The sequence below is a fragment of the Streptomyces sp. ISL-43 genome (assembly GCF_018614195.1).
Classification (GTDB): Bacteria; Actinomycetota; Actinomycetes; order Streptomycetales; family Streptomycetaceae; genus Streptomyces.
In genome coordinates, this window is sequence record NZ_JAGGOT010000064.1 from 1 (window position 1) to 17283 (window position 17283).

The 17283-nt window shown below is 73.9% G+C and carries 15 protein-coding genes; 11 read left to right on the forward strand and 4 right to left on the reverse strand.

Annotated elements, in window-relative coordinates; all coding sequences use genetic code 11:
* Window positions 1–129: 129 nt before the first annotated feature.
* Complete coding sequence (locus tag J7F03_RS32555; protein WP_214955909.1) at window positions 130–1659, reverse strand: aldehyde dehydrogenase family protein; 1530 nt, start codon at window positions 1657–1659, stop codon at window positions 130–132.
* A 146-nt stretch (window positions 1660–1805) separates the two neighbouring features.
* Here J7F03_RS32555 and J7F03_RS32560 point away from each other — a divergent pair, with 146 nt between their 5' ends.
* The 8 genes from J7F03_RS32560 (at window position 1806) to J7F03_RS32595 (ending at window position 9819) form a co-directional block, all read left to right on the forward strand.
* Window positions 1806–2588: an IclR family transcriptional regulator gene (locus J7F03_RS32560; protein ID WP_214955911.1), complete on the forward strand. Its 783-nt coding sequence runs from the start codon at window positions 1806–1808 to the stop codon at window positions 2586–2588.
* Between the two features lie 250 nt (window positions 2589–2838).
* A complete protein-coding gene (locus tag J7F03_RS32565; RefSeq protein ID WP_374104422.1) occupies window positions 2839–3732 on the forward strand; it encodes a hypothetical protein in 894 nt (297 codons plus the stop codon).
* Window positions 3733–3907: 175 nt separating this feature from the next.
* Window positions 3908–5125 (forward strand): sensor histidine kinase, encoded by a 1218-nt coding sequence (locus tag J7F03_RS32570; RefSeq protein WP_214956047.1) that lies wholly within the window; start codon window positions 3908–3910, stop codon window positions 5123–5125.
* Complete coding sequence (locus J7F03_RS32575) at window positions 5122–5799, forward strand: response regulator transcription factor (RefSeq protein WP_214955915.1); 678 nt, start codon at window positions 5122–5124, stop codon at window positions 5797–5799. Before J7F03_RS32570 ends, J7F03_RS32575 begins: the two co-directional genes overlap by 4 nt.
* Before the next feature lie 62 nt (window positions 5800–5861).
* Window positions 5862–7316, forward strand: a complete 1455-nt coding sequence (locus J7F03_RS32580; protein WP_214955917.1) for a penicillin-binding transpeptidase domain-containing protein — start codon at window positions 5862–5864, stop codon at window positions 7314–7316.
* A 100-nt stretch (window positions 7317–7416) separates the two neighbouring features.
* Window positions 7417–7908 carry a GNAT family N-acetyltransferase gene (locus J7F03_RS32585; protein ID WP_214955919.1) on the forward strand — a complete coding sequence of 164 codons (492 nt, stop codon included), beginning with the start codon at window positions 7417–7419 and terminating at the stop codon, window positions 7906–7908.
* A 58-nt stretch (window positions 7909–7966) separates the two neighbouring features.
* Complete coding sequence (locus J7F03_RS32590) at window positions 7967–8677, forward strand: DsbA family oxidoreductase (protein ID WP_214955921.1); 711 nt, start codon at window positions 7967–7969, stop codon at window positions 8675–8677.
* An 83-nt stretch (window positions 8678–8760) separates the two neighbouring features.
* The gene (locus tag J7F03_RS32595) at window positions 8761–9819 is read left to right on the forward strand and encodes an aminotransferase class V-fold PLP-dependent enzyme (protein WP_214955923.1); all 1059 of its coding nucleotides are present in this window, start codon (window positions 8761–8763) and stop codon (window positions 9817–9819) included.
* An 87-nt stretch (window positions 9820–9906) separates the two neighbouring features.
* Here the strand turns inward: J7F03_RS32595 and J7F03_RS32600 are convergent, their stop codons facing one another.
* Window positions 9907–10992: an aminotransferase class V-fold PLP-dependent enzyme gene (locus J7F03_RS32600; protein ID WP_214955925.1), complete on the reverse strand. Its 1086-nt coding sequence runs from the start codon at window positions 10990–10992 to the stop codon at window positions 9907–9909.
* An 85-nt stretch (window positions 10993–11077) separates the two neighbouring features.
* Here J7F03_RS32600 and J7F03_RS32605 point away from each other — a divergent pair, with 85 nt between their 5' ends.
* Together J7F03_RS32605 and J7F03_RS32610 are read left to right on the forward strand one after the other, a co-directional pair.
* Window positions 11078–12172: an amidohydrolase family protein gene (locus J7F03_RS32605; RefSeq protein WP_214955928.1), complete on the forward strand. Its 1095-nt coding sequence runs from the start codon at window positions 11078–11080 to the stop codon at window positions 12170–12172.
* A gap of 283 nt (window positions 12173–12455) precedes the next feature.
* Window positions 12456–13373 carry an SCO1860 family LAETG-anchored protein gene (locus J7F03_RS32610; RefSeq protein WP_214955929.1) on the forward strand — a complete coding sequence of 306 codons (918 nt, stop codon included), beginning with the start codon at window positions 12456–12458 and terminating at the stop codon, window positions 13371–13373.
* Window positions 13374–13469: 96 nt separating this feature from the next.
* Here the strand turns inward: J7F03_RS32610 and J7F03_RS32615 are convergent, their stop codons facing one another.
* A complete protein-coding gene (locus J7F03_RS32615) occupies window positions 13470–14699 on the reverse strand; it encodes a CapA family protein (RefSeq protein ID WP_251072839.1) in 1230 nt (409 codons plus the stop codon).
* A 229-nt stretch (window positions 14700–14928) separates the two neighbouring features.
* Window positions 14929–16344, reverse strand: a complete 1416-nt coding sequence (gene cobC, locus J7F03_RS32620) for an Rv2231c family pyridoxal phosphate-dependent protein CobC (protein WP_308380050.1) — start codon at window positions 16342–16344, stop codon at window positions 14929–14931.
* A gap of 153 nt (window positions 16345–16497) precedes the next feature.
* On the opposite strand from cobC, the gene J7F03_RS32625 reads away from it, so the two are divergent.
* Entirely contained in the window at window positions 16498–17277 is a 780-nt protein-coding gene (locus J7F03_RS32625) for a ZIP family metal transporter (protein ID WP_214955930.1), read from the forward strand.
* The last annotated feature ends 6 nt before the right edge of the window (window positions 17278–17283 follow it).

A 17283-nucleotide genomic window follows, 5' to 3' on the forward strand; every position in this document is an offset into this window, starting at 1 on the left:
CGGCCTAAATCACCAGCATTGAGCCTAGGCCTGCGCCGTCCCGCTCGCGCGACGGGCGAGCGCGACGGGCGAGCGGGACGGGCGAGCGGGCAGGCGGGCGGGCGGGGCTACCGGGGCGGGCGGCCCGGACTAGGCCCTGTCACCCGTGACCCGGCGCGGGAGTCCCAGCGGGTTGGCCTCCCGCAGCTCCGGCGGGAGCAGGGCGTCCGGTACCGACTGGTAGGCCACCGGCCGCAGCCAGCGCTCGATCGCGGTCCCGCCGACCGAGGTGGAGTGGGAGGTCGCCGCCGGGTAGGGGCCGCCGTGGTGCTGGGCCGGGGCCACGGCCACGCCGGTCGGCCAGCTGTTCACCACGACCCGCCCGGCCAGCGTCGTGACCTGGGAGATCAGCTCCGCCGCGGGCCCCGGGCCGCCGTCGGCCTCGGCGGCCGACAGCTGGAGGGTCGCGGTGAGGTTCCCGGGGAGCCGGCCGAGGACGGCGGCGGCCTCGCCCTGGCCGGCGTACCGCGCGAGCACGGTGACGGGGCCGAAGCACTCCTCGAGGAGCAGCTCGTAGGGGCCGCCCTCGATCAGGGTCCGCGCCGGGACGCTCAGGTAGCCCGCGCCGACGGTGTGTTCGCCGCCGGAGCCGGGCGTGACGGGCGCGTCGACCCCGGGCAGCGCGGCGCGCTCGCGGACGCCGGCGACGAAGTTCTCCCGCATCCGGTGGTCGAGCAGCACCCCCGGACCGGTCTCCCCGAGCGCCTTGGCCAGCGCCCCGGCGAGCCGGTCGCCGGCCGCGCCCTCTGGTACGAGGACCAGGCCCGGCTTGACGCAGAACTGGCCGACGCCGAGCGTGACCGAGCCCGCCAGTCCGCCGCCGATCTCCTCGGCGCGCTCGGCGGCGGCCGCCTCGGTGACCACGACCGGGTTCAGGGAGCCCAGTTCCCCGTGGAAGGGGATCGGCACGGGCCGGGTGGAGGCGGCGTCGAACAGCGCCCGCCCGCCCCGGATGGAACCGGTGAACCCGGCGGCGGTGACCAGCGGGTGCCGGATCAGTTCCAGGCCGGAGTCGAACCCGTGCACCACCGAGACCACCTCGGCCGGCAGCCCCGTGGCCACGGCCGCGCGGCGCAGCAGCGCCGCGCACAGCTCGGAGGTGGCCGGGTGGTCGGGGTGCGCCTTGACCACGACGGGGCAGCCGGCGGCCAGCGCGCTGGCGGTGTCGCCGCCGGGTACGGAGAAGGCGAGCGGGAAGTTGGAGGCGGCGTAGACCGCGACCACGCCGAGCGGCACCTTGTAGCGGCGCAGTTCGGGGCGGGGCGGGGCGGTGGCGGGGTCGGCGCGGTCGATGCGGATGTCGAGGTAGGAGCCCTCGTCCACGGCGTCGGCGAAGGAGCGCAGCTGGCCGGTGGTGCGGGCGAGCTCGCCGGTGAGCCGGCCGGGGCCCAGCGCCGTCTCGGCGTCGGCGGCCTCCACGACCTGGGCGGCGGCCTCGTCGAGCAGGTCGGCGGCGGTACGCAGGAAGGCCGCGCGGGCCCCGGCGTCGGCGAGCGCGCCACGGGCCGCGTGGGCCGCGCGCACGGCTTCGTCCACCTCCTGGGGTGTGGCCTCCACCGCAACCTGCTCGCGCGGCTTCCCGGTGCGGGGGTCCACACTCCAGACTGGTCCTGCTGCCATGGCGAATTGCCTCCTGGATCTACGCTGACCCGCGCGGTTGCGTTCAGTATTGTGAACGCCGTTCCGGTGGATGAATGATCACATTCATCGTGGACTCTATTTCCGCGTCTTACGGGTTGACAAGAGACAAAGGGGCACGAAGGCGAATGACGACAGCTGAGTCGGGGGGCTCGGGCGCGCCGGGGGCCGTCAAGTCGGCGGTACGCACGGTCCAACTGCTGGAACACTTCGCGTCGCGGCCGGGGCTGCACAGCCTGGCCGACATCCAGAACGACCTCTCCCTGCCCAAGTCCAGCCTCTACATGCTGCTGCGCACTCTGGTGAACCTGGGCTGGGTGGAGACGGACGCGGCGGGTACGCGGTACGGCATCGGAGTGCGGGCGCTGCTCGTCGGCAGCTCGTACATCGACGGGGACGAGGTCGTCGCGGCGGCGCGGCCGACGCTGGACCGGCTCTCCGACGACACGACGGAGACGATCCACCTGGCCCGGATGGACGGGACGAGCGTCGTCTACCTGGCGACCCGGCAGTCCCAGCACTACCTGCGGCCCTTCACCCGCGTCGGGCGCCGGCTGCCCGTGCACTCGACGGCCCTCGGCAAGGCGCTGCTGGCCACGCACACGGACGAGGAGGTACGGGGACTGCTGCCGCGGCGGCTGGAAGCCGTCACCGAACACACCATCACCGACCGGGACCGGCTCATCGACGAGCTGGCGCTGGTGCGCGAGCAGGGGTACGCGGTCGACCGCGAGGAGAACACGCTCGGACTGCGGTGCTTCGGCGTGGCGGTGCCCTACCGGACGCCGGCGCGGGACGCGGTGAGCTGCTCGGTGCCGGTGGCGCGGCTGACGCCGGGGCACGAGCGCGCCATCAAGGCGGCGCTGTTCGAGGCGCGGGACCGGCTGTCGGTGGTGACACGGCGGATGTGACGCAGCGGGCGCGGGTCGCCCGGCGCGGGTCGTCCGGCGCAGGTGGTGCGGCGGAGGCCCTGCTTCCTCCCCCGGGCGGGGGAGGCGGTTCCCCATCAAGGGGGAGGTGGCGGGGGCGCGGAACCGGGACCGTTGAGTCATGACCACACGAGCCGTTCACACGACGCGATCACCGCGACCGACGCACGAGGAAACACAGCCGCGGACCCCCCGGGCGGGAGCCGGACGCACCACCCTGGCCGTGGTGGCCATGGCCGCCACCCTCCCGTATCTGACCCTGAAGACCGCCTGGCTGGCCGGGAGCCGCATCGGGATACCGGACGGCAGCGTGCTGCTGGAGCCCGGGCTCTTCATCACCGCGGCCAATGCCGTCACGGTGCTCATGGACGCCGCCGTGATCGTGCTCGCGCTGGTGCTCACCAGGCCCTGGGGCATGAGGGCGCCTTCCTGGCTGCTGACGGTCCCGGTCTTCGTCGCCACCGGCCTTCTCACGCCCATCGTGCTCGGGTTCCCCGGCCAACTCCTCCTGAGGGCGCTGGGGGCGGGGCCGGACGCGGTCGAGCAGGCGACCAGGACGCCCTTCCTCGATCCCTGGGTCTTCCACGTCGTCTACACGGGCTTCATCGTCCAGGCGATAGCCCTGGCCGGTCTGTTCGTGCCCTATGCGCGGGAGCGCTGGGGCCGGCGCTGGCAAGGCGTCCTCGGCGAAGGGCTCCCGTCGCCCACGGGGGTGGTGGCGGGGTCCGCGGCGGCGCTGTCCGTGGTGGTCGCGTTGACGCACTTCTACTGGGCCTTCGGCGGCACGGCCGGACACAACGCGTCGCAGATCGCGCAGTACTCCTCGGACACCGCCGTGGGCTCCGCCGTCCACGGGATATGCGCGCTGACCGCCGGGGCGGGGGCGGTGCTGCTCGCCAAGGGCGGGGCCCGGCGGGCGTGGTGGCCGCTGGCCGTCGCGTGGACCGGTTCGGCGGCGACCCTGTGCTGGGGGATGTGGCTGATGGTCGCCGCGACGGGCGGTGGCACCGGCCCGGACGAACGGACCACCACGGCGACCTACCTGATCTACGCTGGCCAGATGATCACCGCGCTCCTCGCCGCCTCCGTCATGGGACGTTTCCTCGCCGGCCGGCGCCCGGTCTGACGGGGCGGGCGTGGAGCGGAGACCGAAGGCGCGCGTCCGGCTGAGCCCGGGCCGGGAGGGTCTGGCCCCGGTGGGGCCGGGTCGGGGCCGGCTCGGGCGGGGCCGTCCCGGGCGGGAGTGGCGCAGCCGGGTCCGCCTCGGCTGGGTCCATCTCATACTCGGCGGGGCCCTGCTGATGCCGTACTTCCTGCTCGCGCAGGTGGCGGTCGGTGTGGTCGCCGGCGGCGGGTCCCCCGTGCTCGACTCCCTGCCGCTCAGCCTCGCCGCCTACGCCGTCAGCCTGCCGCTGGTCGCCGTGAGCGGGCTGTTCGGACTGGTCCGGCCGATGTCGGTGGCCGCGGTGCGGGCCATGTGCGCGGTGCCGGGGGAGCGGCTGGCCGAGGGGCGGGCCCGGAGCTGGGCGGCCCGGGGGCGGACCGCGGCCTGGTGGACCCTGCACCTGGGGGTCGGCGCGCTGGTCAGCGGGATGACCCTGGCGGTCCCGCCCATGGCGGTGGTGCTGATCGCCCTGCCGTTCGTGAGCGCGCTGCGCGAGATCCCGCTCGGGTTCGGCTGCCTGAGCACCCGGACCGAGTCGTATGTGGCCCCCCTGCTGGGGATCGGACTGCTGGCGGGACTCGTCCTGTGCGCCGCCGGGGCCACGGCGCTGCTGGCCCGGCTGGCGCCCGTGCTGCTCGGGCCGACGGCGGCGGACCGGCTGGCCGCGGCCGAGGAGCGGGCCGCCGACCTGGCGCTACGAGGCCGCCTGGCGCGGGAGCTGCACGACGCCGTAGGGCACGCGTTGAGCGCGGTCACCCTCCAGGCGAGCGCCGCCCGGCGGGTGCTCGACAGCGACCCCGGCTTCGTACGGGAGGCGCTGGCCGCGATCGAGGACACCACCCGGCGCACGGTGGGGGAGCTGGACGCGGTCCTCGGCCTGCTACGAGAGGGGGACGGCACGGAGGCCGGCCGAGCCGGGCCCGCGCCGACGCTCGCCGCCGACTTGGAGGGGCTGCTGGCCCGCAGCCGGGCCGCGGGGACCCCGATCAGCACGCACCAGGACCCGGGGCCGGCCGGGGACTGGGCGCGGCTCCCGGCACTCGCCTCGCGGGAGGCGTACCGCATCGTGCAGGAAGGGCTGAGCAACGCCCTGCGGCACGGGGCGGCCCCGGTCGACCTGCGGATCCTCGTAAGGGAACGGAACGGACACAGTGAAATGGAGATCACCATGACCAACGGACCGGCCGCCTCCCCCGAAGTGGGGGAGGCCCGGGAAGCGCGTACCACCGGGGGCCGGGGGCTGCGGGGCGCCGCCGAGCGGGCCGCGCTGCTCGGCGGGCACGTCGAAGCCGGGCGGCACGAGGGCGGATGGCGGCTGCGGGCCGTCCTGCCCCTCGGCGGAGCAGCCCGATGAGCACGGCGCCCCGGCCGCCGCTGCGCGTCGTACTGGCCGATGACGAGCGGATGGTCCGCACCGCCCTGCGGGTCATCCTCGAGGCCGAGCCCGACATGACGGTCGTCGGGGAGGCGGCCACCGGTACCGAGGCCGTGTCCGTGGTCCGCGCGCTCGCCCCGGACGTCGTGCTGATGGACGTCCGGATGCCCGAGATCGACGGCATCCGCGCCACCGAGCGGATCCTGGCCACCATGGCCGAGCCGCCCCGGATCGTGGTGGTCACCACCTTCGAGAACGACTCGTACGTCTACGACGCGCTGCGCGCGGGGGCCTCCGGGTTCCTCCTCAAGCGGGCCGACCCCGACGAGCTGACCGGCGCGGTCCGGCTGGTGGCGCTGGGCGACTCGCTGCTCTTCCCGGCGGCCGTCCGCTCCCTGGCCGCCACCCACACCCCGCCCGGAGGCGGAGCGGCCGCCGCGCCCTGGGTGGCCCGGCTCACCGACCGGGAGGCCGACGTACTGCGGCTGATGGCCACCGGGCTGTCCAACCACGAGGTGAGCGAGCGCCTGGGCGTCGGCCCGCAGACGGTCAAGACGCATGTCGCCTCGGTCCTGGCCAAGACCGGCTCCCGGGACCGCACGCAGGCGGTCATCGCGGCGTACGAGGGGGGCTTCCTCATGAGGAAGGGCTGAGAACTCCGCCACAATCGGGGCAGAGCGGAACGGCTGGGACGGCTGGGGCGTCCTTCTGGGGGATGAACAAGACGATCAGGCGTGCGTCGGTCTTCTGTCTGCTTCTGGTGCTGGCCCTTTTGGTGCGGGTCACCTGGGTGCAGGCGTATCAAGGCCAGGCCCTCGCAGACGACAAGAACAACAAGCGGAACCTCATCGGGCAGTACGAGAACCCGTTGGGGAACATCATCGTGGGCGGGGAGGCGATCACCGGCTCCACGAAGACGGACGGCAAGACCTACTCGTACAAGCGGACGTACACCGACGGAGCGCTGTACGCGCCGATCACCGGCTACAGCTCCCAGGCCTTCGGGGCGAGCATGCTGGAGGGCGTCTACAGGAACGTCCTCAACGGCTCCGACAACCGGCTCAAGACGATCATGGACACGCTCACCAACAAGCGCGCGGCCCCCGGCAACGTGCTGACCACGATCGACAGGGACGTCCAGAAGGCGGGCTGGGACGCGCTGCAGGACAAGCAGGGCTCCGCCGTGGCGATCGATCCGGCGACGGGCGAGGTCCTGGCCGTCGTGAACAATCCGACCTTCGACCCGGGCACCATCGCCGGCGCCACCGACGCGGACCAGAAGGCCTGGGACGCGCTCAACGCCGACAAGGGCAAGGCGATGGAGAACACGGCCCTGCGCAAGCCGCAGGCGCCCGGTTCCACCTTCAAGCTGGTCACGCTGGCGGCGGCCATCGAGAACGGCCTGGTCACGAACATCGACACGCCCACCGGGGTCCCCGGTGACTACACGATTCCCGGCACGAGGACCAAGCTGCCCAGCGAGGCGGGCGACGCGGCCTGCAACAACGTGTCCCCGCGGACCGCGCTGAAGCTGTCCTGCAACAACGTCTTCGCGGACCTGGCCCACAAGCTCGGCCAGGACAAGATGCGCGCGATGGCGGAGAAGCTCGGCTTCAACGTCGTGCAGAAGATCCCCGTCTGGACCAGCCCGGCCAGCAAGTACCCGACGAAGAAGATGTCGGTCGACCAGGTCGCGCAGACGGGTATCGGCCAGTTCGACGTCCAGGCCACCCCGCTCCAGATGGCGATGGTGACGGCCGCGATCGAGAACGGCGGCAAGCTGGTCTCCCCGCACGAGGTCTCCGAGGTCACCGACTCCAACGGCAACGTGCTGGAGAGCTTCAAGGACCCGAAGACCCAGCAGGTGATGAGCGAGAAGACCGCCTCGATGATCCGGGAGGCGATGCTCACGGTCGCCACCGAAGGCGGCGGCAAGAACGCCCTCGTCCAGGGCGCCGAGGTGGGGGCCAAGACAGGTACCGCCCAGCGCGGCGTGAACAACAGCCTGTCACCGCTCGCCTGGTTCACCTCGTACGGGAAGCTGAACGGCAAGCAGATCGTGGTCGCCGTGGTGATCGAGCGGTCGGACACCGACCGTTCCGAGATCGGCGGCGGCAAGCTGGCCGCCCCCGTCGCGCAGAAGATGATGGAGGCGTGGCTGAAGAAGTAGCCGCGCCGGCCGGCCCGTACGCGTGGCCGGATCGGGTGTGCGCCGGACGCGAAGGACGCGCGCCGGGAACCGGCAGGGTTCCCGGCGCGTTTCCTTTTCCATGATCCGCAGCGCGCAGCCCGCCGACCTCGACGCCATCGCCGCCCTCCACACCCGGGCCCGTGCCACCTACTACCGGGGCCGGATACCGCAGGAGGTCTACGGCGGCGCGGCCGAGCTGGCGCGCACCCGCGAGGGCTGGTCGCTGGCGGTGGCCCGCGCCGGAGCCGAGGGCGGGGTGCTCTGCGCCGAGCGCGACGGCGAGCTCACCGGGGTCGCCGCCTTCCGCACCGCCGACGGCGAGACCACCCTCACCCAGCTGCACGTGGACCCCGGGCACTGGCGCCGGGGGACCGGGGCCGCCCTGCACGCCGCCTGCCTGGACGCCTGGCGCCGGGCGGGCGTCCGCAGGGTCCGGCTGGAGGTCTACGAGCACAACCTGCGCGCCCAGGCGTTCTACGCCACCCACGGCTGGCTCCCGGACCCCGACGGAGCCCAGGCCGGCTCCCACCGCACGCTCTGGCTCGCGGTGGGGGAGCCGTCCGGGGAATGAGACCGGAGGGCGATTGGTTGAAGCCGGAACAGTTGATTCCGTGGAGAGAAGAAGGAAAATGCGCGTCGAGATCTGGAGCGACATCGCTTGCCCGTGGTGCTACATCGGCAAGGCCCGGTTCACTCGGGGACTGGCCGACTTCGCCCACCGTGACGAGGTCGAGGTCGTCTTCCGCTCCTTCGAGCTCGACCCGAACGGCGCCAAGGGGCAGGTGGCGCCCGTCGTGGAGATGCTGGCCAAGAAGTACGGCCGCACCCTCGAGGAGGCGCGCGGCATGGAGGAGCACGTCGCCGCGAGCGCCCGCGCCGAGGGGCTGACGTACCGCACCGAGGGCCGCGACCACGGCAACACCTTCGACATCCACCGCCTGCTGCACCTGGCCGCCGCCCGCGGCCGCCAGGAGGAGCTGCTCGACCTCGCCTACCGCGCCAACTTCGGCGAGGAGCGCTCCGTCTTCGACCCCGAGGTGCTGGTCGCGCTCGCCGTCGAGGCCGGGCTGGAGGAGGCCGAGACCCGCGCCGTGCTGGCCGACGAGTCCGCCTACGCCGCCGAGGTCCGGGCCGACGAGCGCGAGGCGGCCGAACTGGGCGCCAACGCTGTGCCGTTCTTCGTGCTCGACCGCCGTTACGGGATTTCGGGCGGCCAGCCCGCCGAGGTGTTCACGCGGGCGCTGGAGCAGGCGTGGGCCGGGCGCGAGGTGTCGGCGCCCGCCGCGCCCGAGGGTGAGGCGTGCGAGCCCGACGGCGCGTGCGCGGTGCCGCAGCCGTAAGTCGGATTCATAAGTAAATCTTTGGGGTAATGCGCAAAACCCGCCAATGGACTTTGGGTTCCTCCTGGCGCAGAGTGGGTGGTATGGACCTTCTTCCGCCCGAAGCCGTCCGCGGCGAGTTCGCGCACTCCACCACCTATCTCAACACCGCCACCTGCGGCGTCCTCCCGCGCGGAGCCGTCACCGAGGTGCGGCGGCTGGCCGAGGCGGCCGGGGCCGGAATCCCGGCCGGCTTCGGCGACTTCGACCGCGTGAACCGGGTCCGGGAGGCCTTCGCCCGCCTCGTGGCGGTCGCCCCGGAGCGGGTGGCCGTCGGCTCGGCCGTCGCCACCCACGTCGGCCTGATCTCCGCCTCGCTCCCCGCCGGAGCGGAAGTCCTGTGCCCCGAGGGCGACTTCGCCTCCGTCATCAACCCCTTCGTGGTGCGCGACGACCTCAAGGTCCGCTTCGCCCCGCTGGAATCCCTCGCCGAGGCCGTCGGCCCCGGCACCGCGCTGGTCGCGCTGAGCGCCGTACAGTCCGCCGACGGGCGTACGGCGGACCTGGCGGCGATCCGCGCCGCGACCGCCGCGCACGGGGCGCGGATGCTGGTCGACGCCACGCAGGCGGCGGGCTGGCTGCCCTTCGACGCGGCCCCGTACGAGTACACGGTCACCGCCGGCTACAAGTGGCTGCTGGCCTCGCGCGGGGTCTCCTACCTCACCGTCTCGGAGGAGGCCCAGCACAGCCTGACCCCGCTGCACGCCGGCTGGGTGGCGGCCGAGTCGATGTGGGACGCCACCTACGGCCCGATGCCGCAACTGGCCCATGGGGCCCGGCGCTTCGACGAGTCCCCGGCCTTCCTCGGCTACCACGCCGCCGAGCCCTCGCTCGCCCTGCTCGAACGGATCGGCGTCGCCGCCGTCCACGCCCACGACTCCGCCCTGGCCGCCCGCTACCGCGCAGGCCTCGCCCGGCTCGGGCACGAGCCCGTCCCCGGTGCGTCCCCGATCGTCTCGGTCCCGGGCCTGGCCGACCGTCAGAGCGGGCTGCTCGCCGCGGGAATCGTCACCGCCGCCCGCGCCGGCAACCTGCGGGCCTCCTTCCACCTCTACAACACCGAGGCGGACGTGGACCGGCTGTTGAACGCCCTGGAAGGCTGACCCGACGCGGGCCCGGCCGGACACCGCACCCCACGCCTCACCGACACCCGGCCCGGCGCCCCGGCCGGGCCGCGGGAGCCGTCGCCGTCAGGCGGTCGGGGCCGCCGACCAGGCCGAGGCCGCCGCCGCGAGGGCCCCGGCCGCGGGCAGGGAGAGGGCCGACGCGAGGGCCGTCAGACAGGAGCCGACCGTCTCCAGGGAGGCCGCCGTTCCGTAGTGGTTGACCCGGACCATCTGATGGGCCAGTGCGCCGCCGCCCGCCGCGAGGGGCGCCGCCGGATCGGCCGCCAGGGCCTTCGCCACCACCAGCGAGGCCTCCGGCACCCGGAGCGTGGTCGCCACCGGAGCGGCCGCCGCGTCCCGGCCGACGTACGGGGCGATGCCCAGCGCCACCGCGCCGGCGCGGGTCGCCGCGGCCGCGGCCGCGTGGCGGGCCGTCACCGCGGGCAGGCCCTCGGCCGCGATCCGGTCCAGGCACGCCTCCAGCGCCAGCATCTCCAGCTGCGCCGGCGCGTGCGGCAGCGCCTTGCGCCCGCCGTCGATCCAGCGCTCCTTCCAGTCGAGGAGCGAGAGGTACGAGCGGCGGGGCGCCGATCCGTTCGCGGCGAAGCGGGCCCACGCCCGGTCGGACACCGACACGGCCGAGACGCCCGCCGGGCCGCCCATCGCCTTCTGCGCGCCGATCACGCACAGGTCCACGCCCCACTCGTCCGGCAGCAGCGGCTCCGCGCCGACCGAGGCCACGGCGTCCAGCATGAACAGCGCCCCGTGGGCCCGTACGGCCTCGCCGATCTCCGCGACCGGGTTGGTGTTCCCGGTGGCCGCCTCCGCGTGGACCAGCGAGACGAAGTCGATCTCAGGGTGCGCGTCCAGGGCGGCGGCGACCTGCGCGCCGGTGACGGCGGTGTCGAAGGGGACCTCCAGGTCCACCACGCTCGCCCCGCAGTCGCGCAGCCAGTTGCCGAAGGTGGTCCCGTAGGGGCCGGTGACGACATTCAGCGCCGTGGAGCCGGGGCGCGCACCCGACCGGATACAGCCCTCCAGCGGCAGCAGCGCCTCGCCCTGTGTGATCACCACGTCGGCCCGCGTCCCGAGCAGCTCCGCTACGCCCCGCTCGATCGACCCGAACCGCGCGGCGGTGAGGGGCCGAAGGTCCAGGAGGGGGTGGTTCACGGGGGGTGCTCTCTTCGTCCGGGGTCGTCCGGGATCGTCCGGAGTGACCTGGAGAGCCTACCGAGCGCCGCCGTACAGTGCCGATATGAGCGACGACAGCGGTGTGCTGCATGTGAAGGGGCGGGTGCTGGTCGGGCCCGAGGAAGTGCGTGACGAACTCTGGGTGGTCGGCGGCCGCGTCTCGTACGAGCGCCCGCGCGGGGCCCGTGAGGTCACCGAGGTCACGGGCTGGGTCCTGCCCGGGCTGGTCGACGCGCACTGTCACGTGGGACTCGACGCCCACGGCCCCGTCGACGCGGACACCGCCGAACGCCAGGCGCTGACCGACCGCGACGCCGGCACCCTCCTCATCCGCGACGCCGGATCCCCGTCCGACACCCGCTGGATCGACGACCGCGAAGACCTGCCGAAGATCATCCGGGCCGGCCGGCACATCGCCCGTACCCGCCGCTACATCCGCAACTTCGCCCACGAGATCGAGCCCGCCGACCTCGTCGAGTACGTGGCGCGGGAGGCGCGCCGCGGGGACGGCTGGGTCAAGCTGGTCGGCGACTGGATCGACCGTGAGGCCGGCGACCTGACCGCCTGCTGGCCGCGCGCCGAGGTCGAGGCCGCCATCGCCGAAGCACACCGCCTCGGCGCCCGCGTCACCGCGCACTGCTTCGCCGAGGACTCCCTGCGCGACCTGGTCGAGGCGGGCATCGACTGCGTCGAGCACGCCACCGGACTCACCGAGGACACCATCCCGCTGTTCGCGGAGCGCGGCGTCGCGATCGTCCCCACCCTCGTGAACATCGCGACCTTCCCGAAGATGGCGGCCGGCGGCGAGGCCAAGTTCCCCGCTTGGTCGGCGCACATGCGCAGACTGCACGAGGGGCGCTACGACACCGTCCGGGCCGCCTACGACGCGGGCATCGGGGTCTACGTGGGCACGGACGCGGGCGGTTCCCTGCCGCACGGCCTGGTCGCCGCCGAGGTCGGCGAGCTCGTCAAAGCCGGCATCCCGCCGCTGGAGGCCCTGTCGGCGACCGCGTGGGCGGCGCGCGAATGGCTCGGCAGGCCGGGCCTGACCGAGGGTGCGCCGGCCGACCTGGTGGTCTACGCGACCGATCCGCGGGCCGACGTACGGGCGCTCGCGCGGCCGGCGCGGGTGGTGGTGAACGGCAACGTCGTGGCCTGAGCGCCGGGTTGACGGCGCGTGACGTCGGCAGCCGCGCGGTCGTTGTGTACGCCTTCGCGCGGGAGAGGTGTCCGCAATGTCTGAGGTCGGAGGGAACTCCCGTTCTGCAAGGGGCCGATTAATTCGAACCTATGCGTGGAAACCATCCTTTGGGGTGAACTCACGCCGGGTTGGCACCCGTTCACTCTCAGTGCGTAAAGATTCCGGAGTCGAGGCCGTCGGCGCGCGCAATGTCCCCCATTGGCGGCGCGACGGCTCCCATCTCCCTGGGGGTTCCACCAACTTGAACAGCAACACCTTCCGCATGCCCGTGGCCGCGCTGTTCGCCACGGGAGCGGTTGCCCTGCTCGCCGCTCCGCCCGCCTCCGCCACCGGTTCCCACCCGGGCGAAGGGAAGGCCGGCGCCGTCGTCCTGCGCACCGGACTGGACGTGGGCCTGCTCAGCAAGACCGTGCACATCCCGCTGAAGGCGACCCTCAACGAGGTCAGCGCCCCGGCGGACGCGGCGAAGACGGCGCTGACCGTCACTCTCGACGGGGTCGACAACGGGCAGCCGGTGAGCGTCCTGCGTGCCGACGTCGCCACCTCCAAGGCCACCGCCGACAAGAACCGCGCCGAGGCGGAGGCGAACCTCGTCAAGGCCCGGGTGCACGTACCGGGCCTGCCCGGGCTCTCCCTGATCGAGGTGGAGAAGGTCACCTCCAAGGCCGTCTGCGCGGCGGGCGAGAAGCCGGTCGCCACCTCGAACGTCCTCGGCACGGTGACCGTCCTCGGCAAGAAGGTCACCCTGTCGGCCGGCGGACCCACCAAGGTCGAGGTGCCGGGGGTCGGGCTGGTCAGCCTGGAGCTCTCCGCCACCGAGACCACCTCCACCACGGCCGCGGCGGCCGCGCTGCGGCTCAGGGTGTCGCTGAACCCGCTCAATTTGAACGTCGCGCAGGTGGAGGGCGAGGTCGTGCTCGCCGAGGCCCGCTGCGAGTCCCCGGCCGGGCCCGCCCCCAGCCCGTCGGCGAAGCCCGACATCAAGCCCCAGACGGTGGGCACGGGCACGGGTACGGGTACGGGCACCTCGGGGACCGAGGCCGGCCTCGCCGAGACCGGCGGCGGTTCGCTCACCCCGTACGTGACGGGCGGCGCGCTGATCCTGCTCGGCTTCGGCGCGGCGGCGCTGGTCGTGACCCGGCGCGGCAGGGCCTCGTAGCCGGTCCGCGAGGCCGCGAGGCCATGAGGCCATGAGTCCGCGAGGCCATGAGCCGGTGAGCTGTCGCCGGCGCCGCGCGGGGCGGTGCGCCGCGGGCTACCGCGTGGCGCGCGTCAGCCCCTGCTCCCCGGCGCCGCGCGACATCACGGCCTTCGTGACCTCGCGGTCGACGGCGGCGTACATGCTGTCGGAGGAGTCGCACGAGGCGCAGACGACGCGGAACGGCGGCCGCATGTCCGAGTACTGCGTGAGGTATTCGGCCTTCACCACCTCCCAGCGGCCCGGATGGGCGGCCGCCGGGGCGAAGGTGAAGCGCGGGATCGAGGACATGTTGCCTCGGGCCTTGTCGGCCTCGTAGAAGCTGGCCACCTGGTCGCCCATGCCGTACACCACCCAGGTGCCGTTGACCTTCTCGTAGGGCTGCGGCACGTGGTTGTGCGTGCCGAGGATCAGGTCGATGTCGGGGAGGCCGTCCGCCCCGCGCGAGGCGGTCAGCGCCCCGGCCAGGTCCAGCTGTTGCCGGTCGGGCGCCGTCTGCCACTCGGAGCCCCAGTGGACGCTGAGGACGACGACGTTCGCGCCGGCCGCGCGCGCGGCGCGGGCGTCGGCGACGATCCGGTCCTGGTCGATCAGGTTCACGGCCCAGGGCTTGCCGGAGGGGAGCGGGATGCCGTTCGTCCCGTACGTGTAGTCCAGCTGGGCGACCTTGGCGCCGCCGGCTTCGAGCAGCGCCGGGGCCTTCGCCTCCTCGGAGCTGCGGGCCGACCCCACGTGCTTGATCCCGACGCGGTCGAGGTTGTCGAGGACGCGGACGAGGCCGTCGTAGCCGTCGTCCAGGGTGTGGTTCGAGGCGGTGGAGCAGCTGTCGTACCCGGTGTCCTTGAGGCCGTCGGCCAGTTGGTGCGGGGCTTTGAAGAGGGGATATCCGGTGTAGGGGCCGCCGGGCCGGCCGTACGGTATCTCGTGGTGGCACACGGCCAGGTCAGCGGCGGAGACGATCGGCTCGACCCCGGCGAGGATCTTCCGGAAGTCGTGGCCGCCCTGCTCCGCGGAGTCGGCGGCGGCCCGCTGGACGATGGACGGGTACGGGATGATGTCGCCGGTCCCGACGAGCGTGAACGGCTTCCCGGGGGCGGGGGCGGGGGCGGTGCCGGTGGCCGGCGGCGTGGTGGTGGCGGCGTCGCTCGGGCGCGGTACGGGTCCCGGTTTCGCCCGCAGACGCTGCTCGGTGGCCGCGCCGCCCGCGTCGCCGGTGAGGTGCGGTATGCCGTACGCCGCTCCCCCGACGACCGCCAGGCCGGCCGCGGCCGCGGCTATCTTGCCCATAGTGCCGAGCTTCTTCATCCCCGTACCCCCGGTGTCGCATGGTGGCCGATGCCTGTGGTGATCCTCGCGCAGCGCCGCGGACACCGCCATGCTCACCCGTGCGGAGTAGGGCCGTTCGGGTGAGGCCCGCGGCGTGGCACCGGGCAGCGGGCTCGGCCGGGGGCCGGGGGCCGGGGGCCGGGGCGGGGGCCGAGGGCCAGGGCCCAGGGTCCGGGCTTCGGGCTTCGGGTCAGCGGGCGGCGAGGGCCAGGTCGAGTGCCTGGAGGAGGCGGCCCGTGGTCGCGCGGTCGCGGACGGCCAGGCGCAGCCAGGAACGGTCCAGGCCCGGGAAGGTGTCGCCGCGCCGGACGGCGAAGCCCAGCGCGCGCAGGCGGGTGCGGATCTGCGCCGCGCCCTCGATCCGGATCAGCACGAACGGCCCGGCCGCCGTGCCCGCCACCGAGATCTCCTCGAACTCCGCGAGCCCGGCGAGGAGGTGCTCCCGGTCCACCGCGATCTGCCGGGCCGCGGCCTCCGCCTCCGCCAGCGCGGCCGGGGCCACGCACGCCTCGGCCGCCACCAGCGCCGGCGTGGACACCGGCCACAGCGGCTGCGCGGCCGACAGCTTCGCGATCACCTGCGGCTCGGCCAGCACGTAGCCGATGCGCAGCCCGGCCAGCCCCCACGTCTTGGTCAGGCTCCGCAGCACCACCAGGCCGGGTATGTCCGTCCGCCCGGCCAGCGCCTCGCGTTCGCCCGGGACCGCGTCCATGAACGCCTCGTCGACGACCAGGATCCGCCCGGGCCGTGCCAGCGCGGCCAGCGTGGCCGCCGGGTGCAGGACCGAGGTCGGGTTGGTCGGGTTGCCGACCACCACGAGGTCGGCGTCCTGCGGCACGGCCGCCGGGTCCAGGCGGAAGCCGTCCGCCGCGCGCAGCACCACCCGTTCCACCCGGTGGCCCGCGTCGCGCAGGGCCGCCTCCGGCTCGGTGAACTGCGGATGCACCACGACGGGTCTCGTGGCGCCCAGCGCCCGCGCGATCAGTACGAACGCCTCCGCGGCCCCCGCCGTCAGCAGGACCCGCTCGACCGGCAGCCCGTGGCGCAGGGCCACCGCGGCGCGGGCCGACCGGCCGTCGGGATACGCGGACAGGACGTCGAGCGAAGCCGCGATCCGGTCCTTCAGCCACTGCGGCGGCGTGTGCGCCCGTACGTTCACCGCGAGATCGACCAGCGCCGCGCCGGTGTCCGCCACCTCCGCGTCCCCGTGGTGGCGCAGGTCGTGCGTGTGGGCCGTCGCGACCGCGCAGGTCGCCGCCACCGACCGCCGTTTGGGTACGAGGAGTTCCCCGCCCCCGGCGAGCGCGGCGGCCTCCGCCACCGACGGGGTGCCCGCGGCGTCGCGCGCCGCGTCCGAGGGGTGGGGGACCGGGATCGCGGCCAGCCGGTCGGCGGGGTAGCTCAGCAGCGGCACGCCGAAACGTTCCGCCGCGCCCGCGATCCCCGCCTCCACCGCCTTCGTCTCCACCGTGGCCAGGGCCGTCACCGCCCCTGCCGATAGCCCGGCACCGTGCAGGGTCTCCTCCACCAGAGCGCAGACCTCCGCCACGGACACCCCCGCGCGGCCACCGACCCCGACCACCAGCTGCGTCGCGTACTCGCCCACCAGGTTCACCTGTTCTCAGTCGTTCTCGGCCGTCGTGGTCGTGGTCGTGGTGCTCGTCGTGTTCGTCGTGTTCGCCGTGTTCGTCAACCGTCCGTGTTCCGCTACCCGTGCGCGGAAGTGCGTGGACGGCCGACAGTCGGTATGCAAGGGCACATGGCCGTGATCGTGGCGTTGGGCGCGTTCCTGATGACCCTGGCGGGCGGATGGACGGCGCAGCGCGTCACCGACCGCCGCCACCTCGTGCTGGGCCTGGCCGGCGGGCTGATGCTCGGCGTCGTGGGCCTCGACCTGCTCCCGGAGGCCATGCACGCGGCCGGCGATGAGGTCTTCGGCGTCCCACTGGCCCTGCTGCTCTTCGTCGGCGGGTTCCTCGTCGCGCACTGCGTGGAACGCCTGCTGGCGGTCCGCCAGGCATCCCACGGGGGTCGCAACGGGGACGGGGGCGACAGCCACGGGTACGTTCACGGGGGCGCGCCCGACGATCACGGAGGCAGGGTCCCCCAGGTCGGCCTGACGGCGGCCGCCGCCATGGTCGGCCACAGCCTCGCCGACGGAGTGGCCCTCGGCGCCGCGTTCCAGGTCGGCGGCGGGATGGGCGTGGCCGTCGCGCTGGCCGTGATCACCCACGACTTCGCCGACGGGTTCAACACGTACACCCTGACCCGGCTGTACGGGAACGCCCGCCGCAAGGCGCTGATGATGCTCTTCGCGGACGCCGTGGCCCCCGTGGTGGGCGCCGCGTCCACTCTGCTGTTCACCCTTCCGGAGGAACCGCTCGGGGCGTACCTGGGCTTCTTCGGAGGCGTCCTGCTGTACCTGGCCGCCGCCGAGATCCTGCCCGAGGCGCACCACAAGCACCCCGCGCTGTCCACGCTGATGTGCACGGTGGGCGGCGTGGCCGGGATCTGGCTGGTGGTGGGCCTCGCGGACTGACCCGTC

Coding starts and splice junctions, on each gene's coding strand:
- J7F03_RS32555 (WP_214955909.1), bottom strand. CDS start 1,659: ATGGCAGCAGGACCAGTCTGGAGTGTGGACCCCCGCACCGGGAAGCCG.
- J7F03_RS32560 (WP_214955911.1), top strand. CDS start 1,806: ATGACGACAGCTGAGTCGGGGGGCTCGGGCGCGCCGGGGGCCGTCAAG.
- J7F03_RS32565 (WP_374104422.1), top strand. CDS start 2,839: ATGGCCGCCACCCTCCCGTATCTGACCCTGAAGACCGCCTGGCTGGCC.
- J7F03_RS32570 (WP_214956047.1), top strand. CDS start 3,908: ATGCCGTACTTCCTGCTCGCGCAGGTGGCGGTCGGTGTGGTCGCCGGC.
- J7F03_RS32575 (WP_214955915.1), top strand. CDS start 5,122: ATGAGCACGGCGCCCCGGCCGCCGCTGCGCGTCGTACTGGCCGATGAC.
- J7F03_RS32580 (WP_214955917.1), top strand. CDS start 5,862: ATGAACAAGACGATCAGGCGTGCGTCGGTCTTCTGTCTGCTTCTGGTG.
- J7F03_RS32585 (WP_214955919.1), top strand. CDS start 7,417: ATGATCCGCAGCGCGCAGCCCGCCGACCTCGACGCCATCGCCGCCCTC.
- J7F03_RS32590 (WP_214955921.1), top strand. CDS start 7,967: ATGCGCGTCGAGATCTGGAGCGACATCGCTTGCCCGTGGTGCTACATC.
- J7F03_RS32595 (WP_214955923.1), top strand. CDS start 8,761: ATGGACCTTCTTCCGCCCGAAGCCGTCCGCGGCGAGTTCGCGCACTCC.
- J7F03_RS32605 (WP_214955928.1), top strand. CDS start 11,078: ATGAGCGACGACAGCGGTGTGCTGCATGTGAAGGGGCGGGTGCTGGTC.
- J7F03_RS32615 (WP_251072839.1), bottom strand. CDS start 14,699: ATGGGCAAGATAGCCGCGGCCGCGGCCGGCCTGGCGGTCGTCGGGGGA.
- J7F03_RS32625 (WP_214955930.1), top strand. CDS start 16,498: ATGGCCGTGATCGTGGCGTTGGGCGCGTTCCTGATGACCCTGGCGGGC.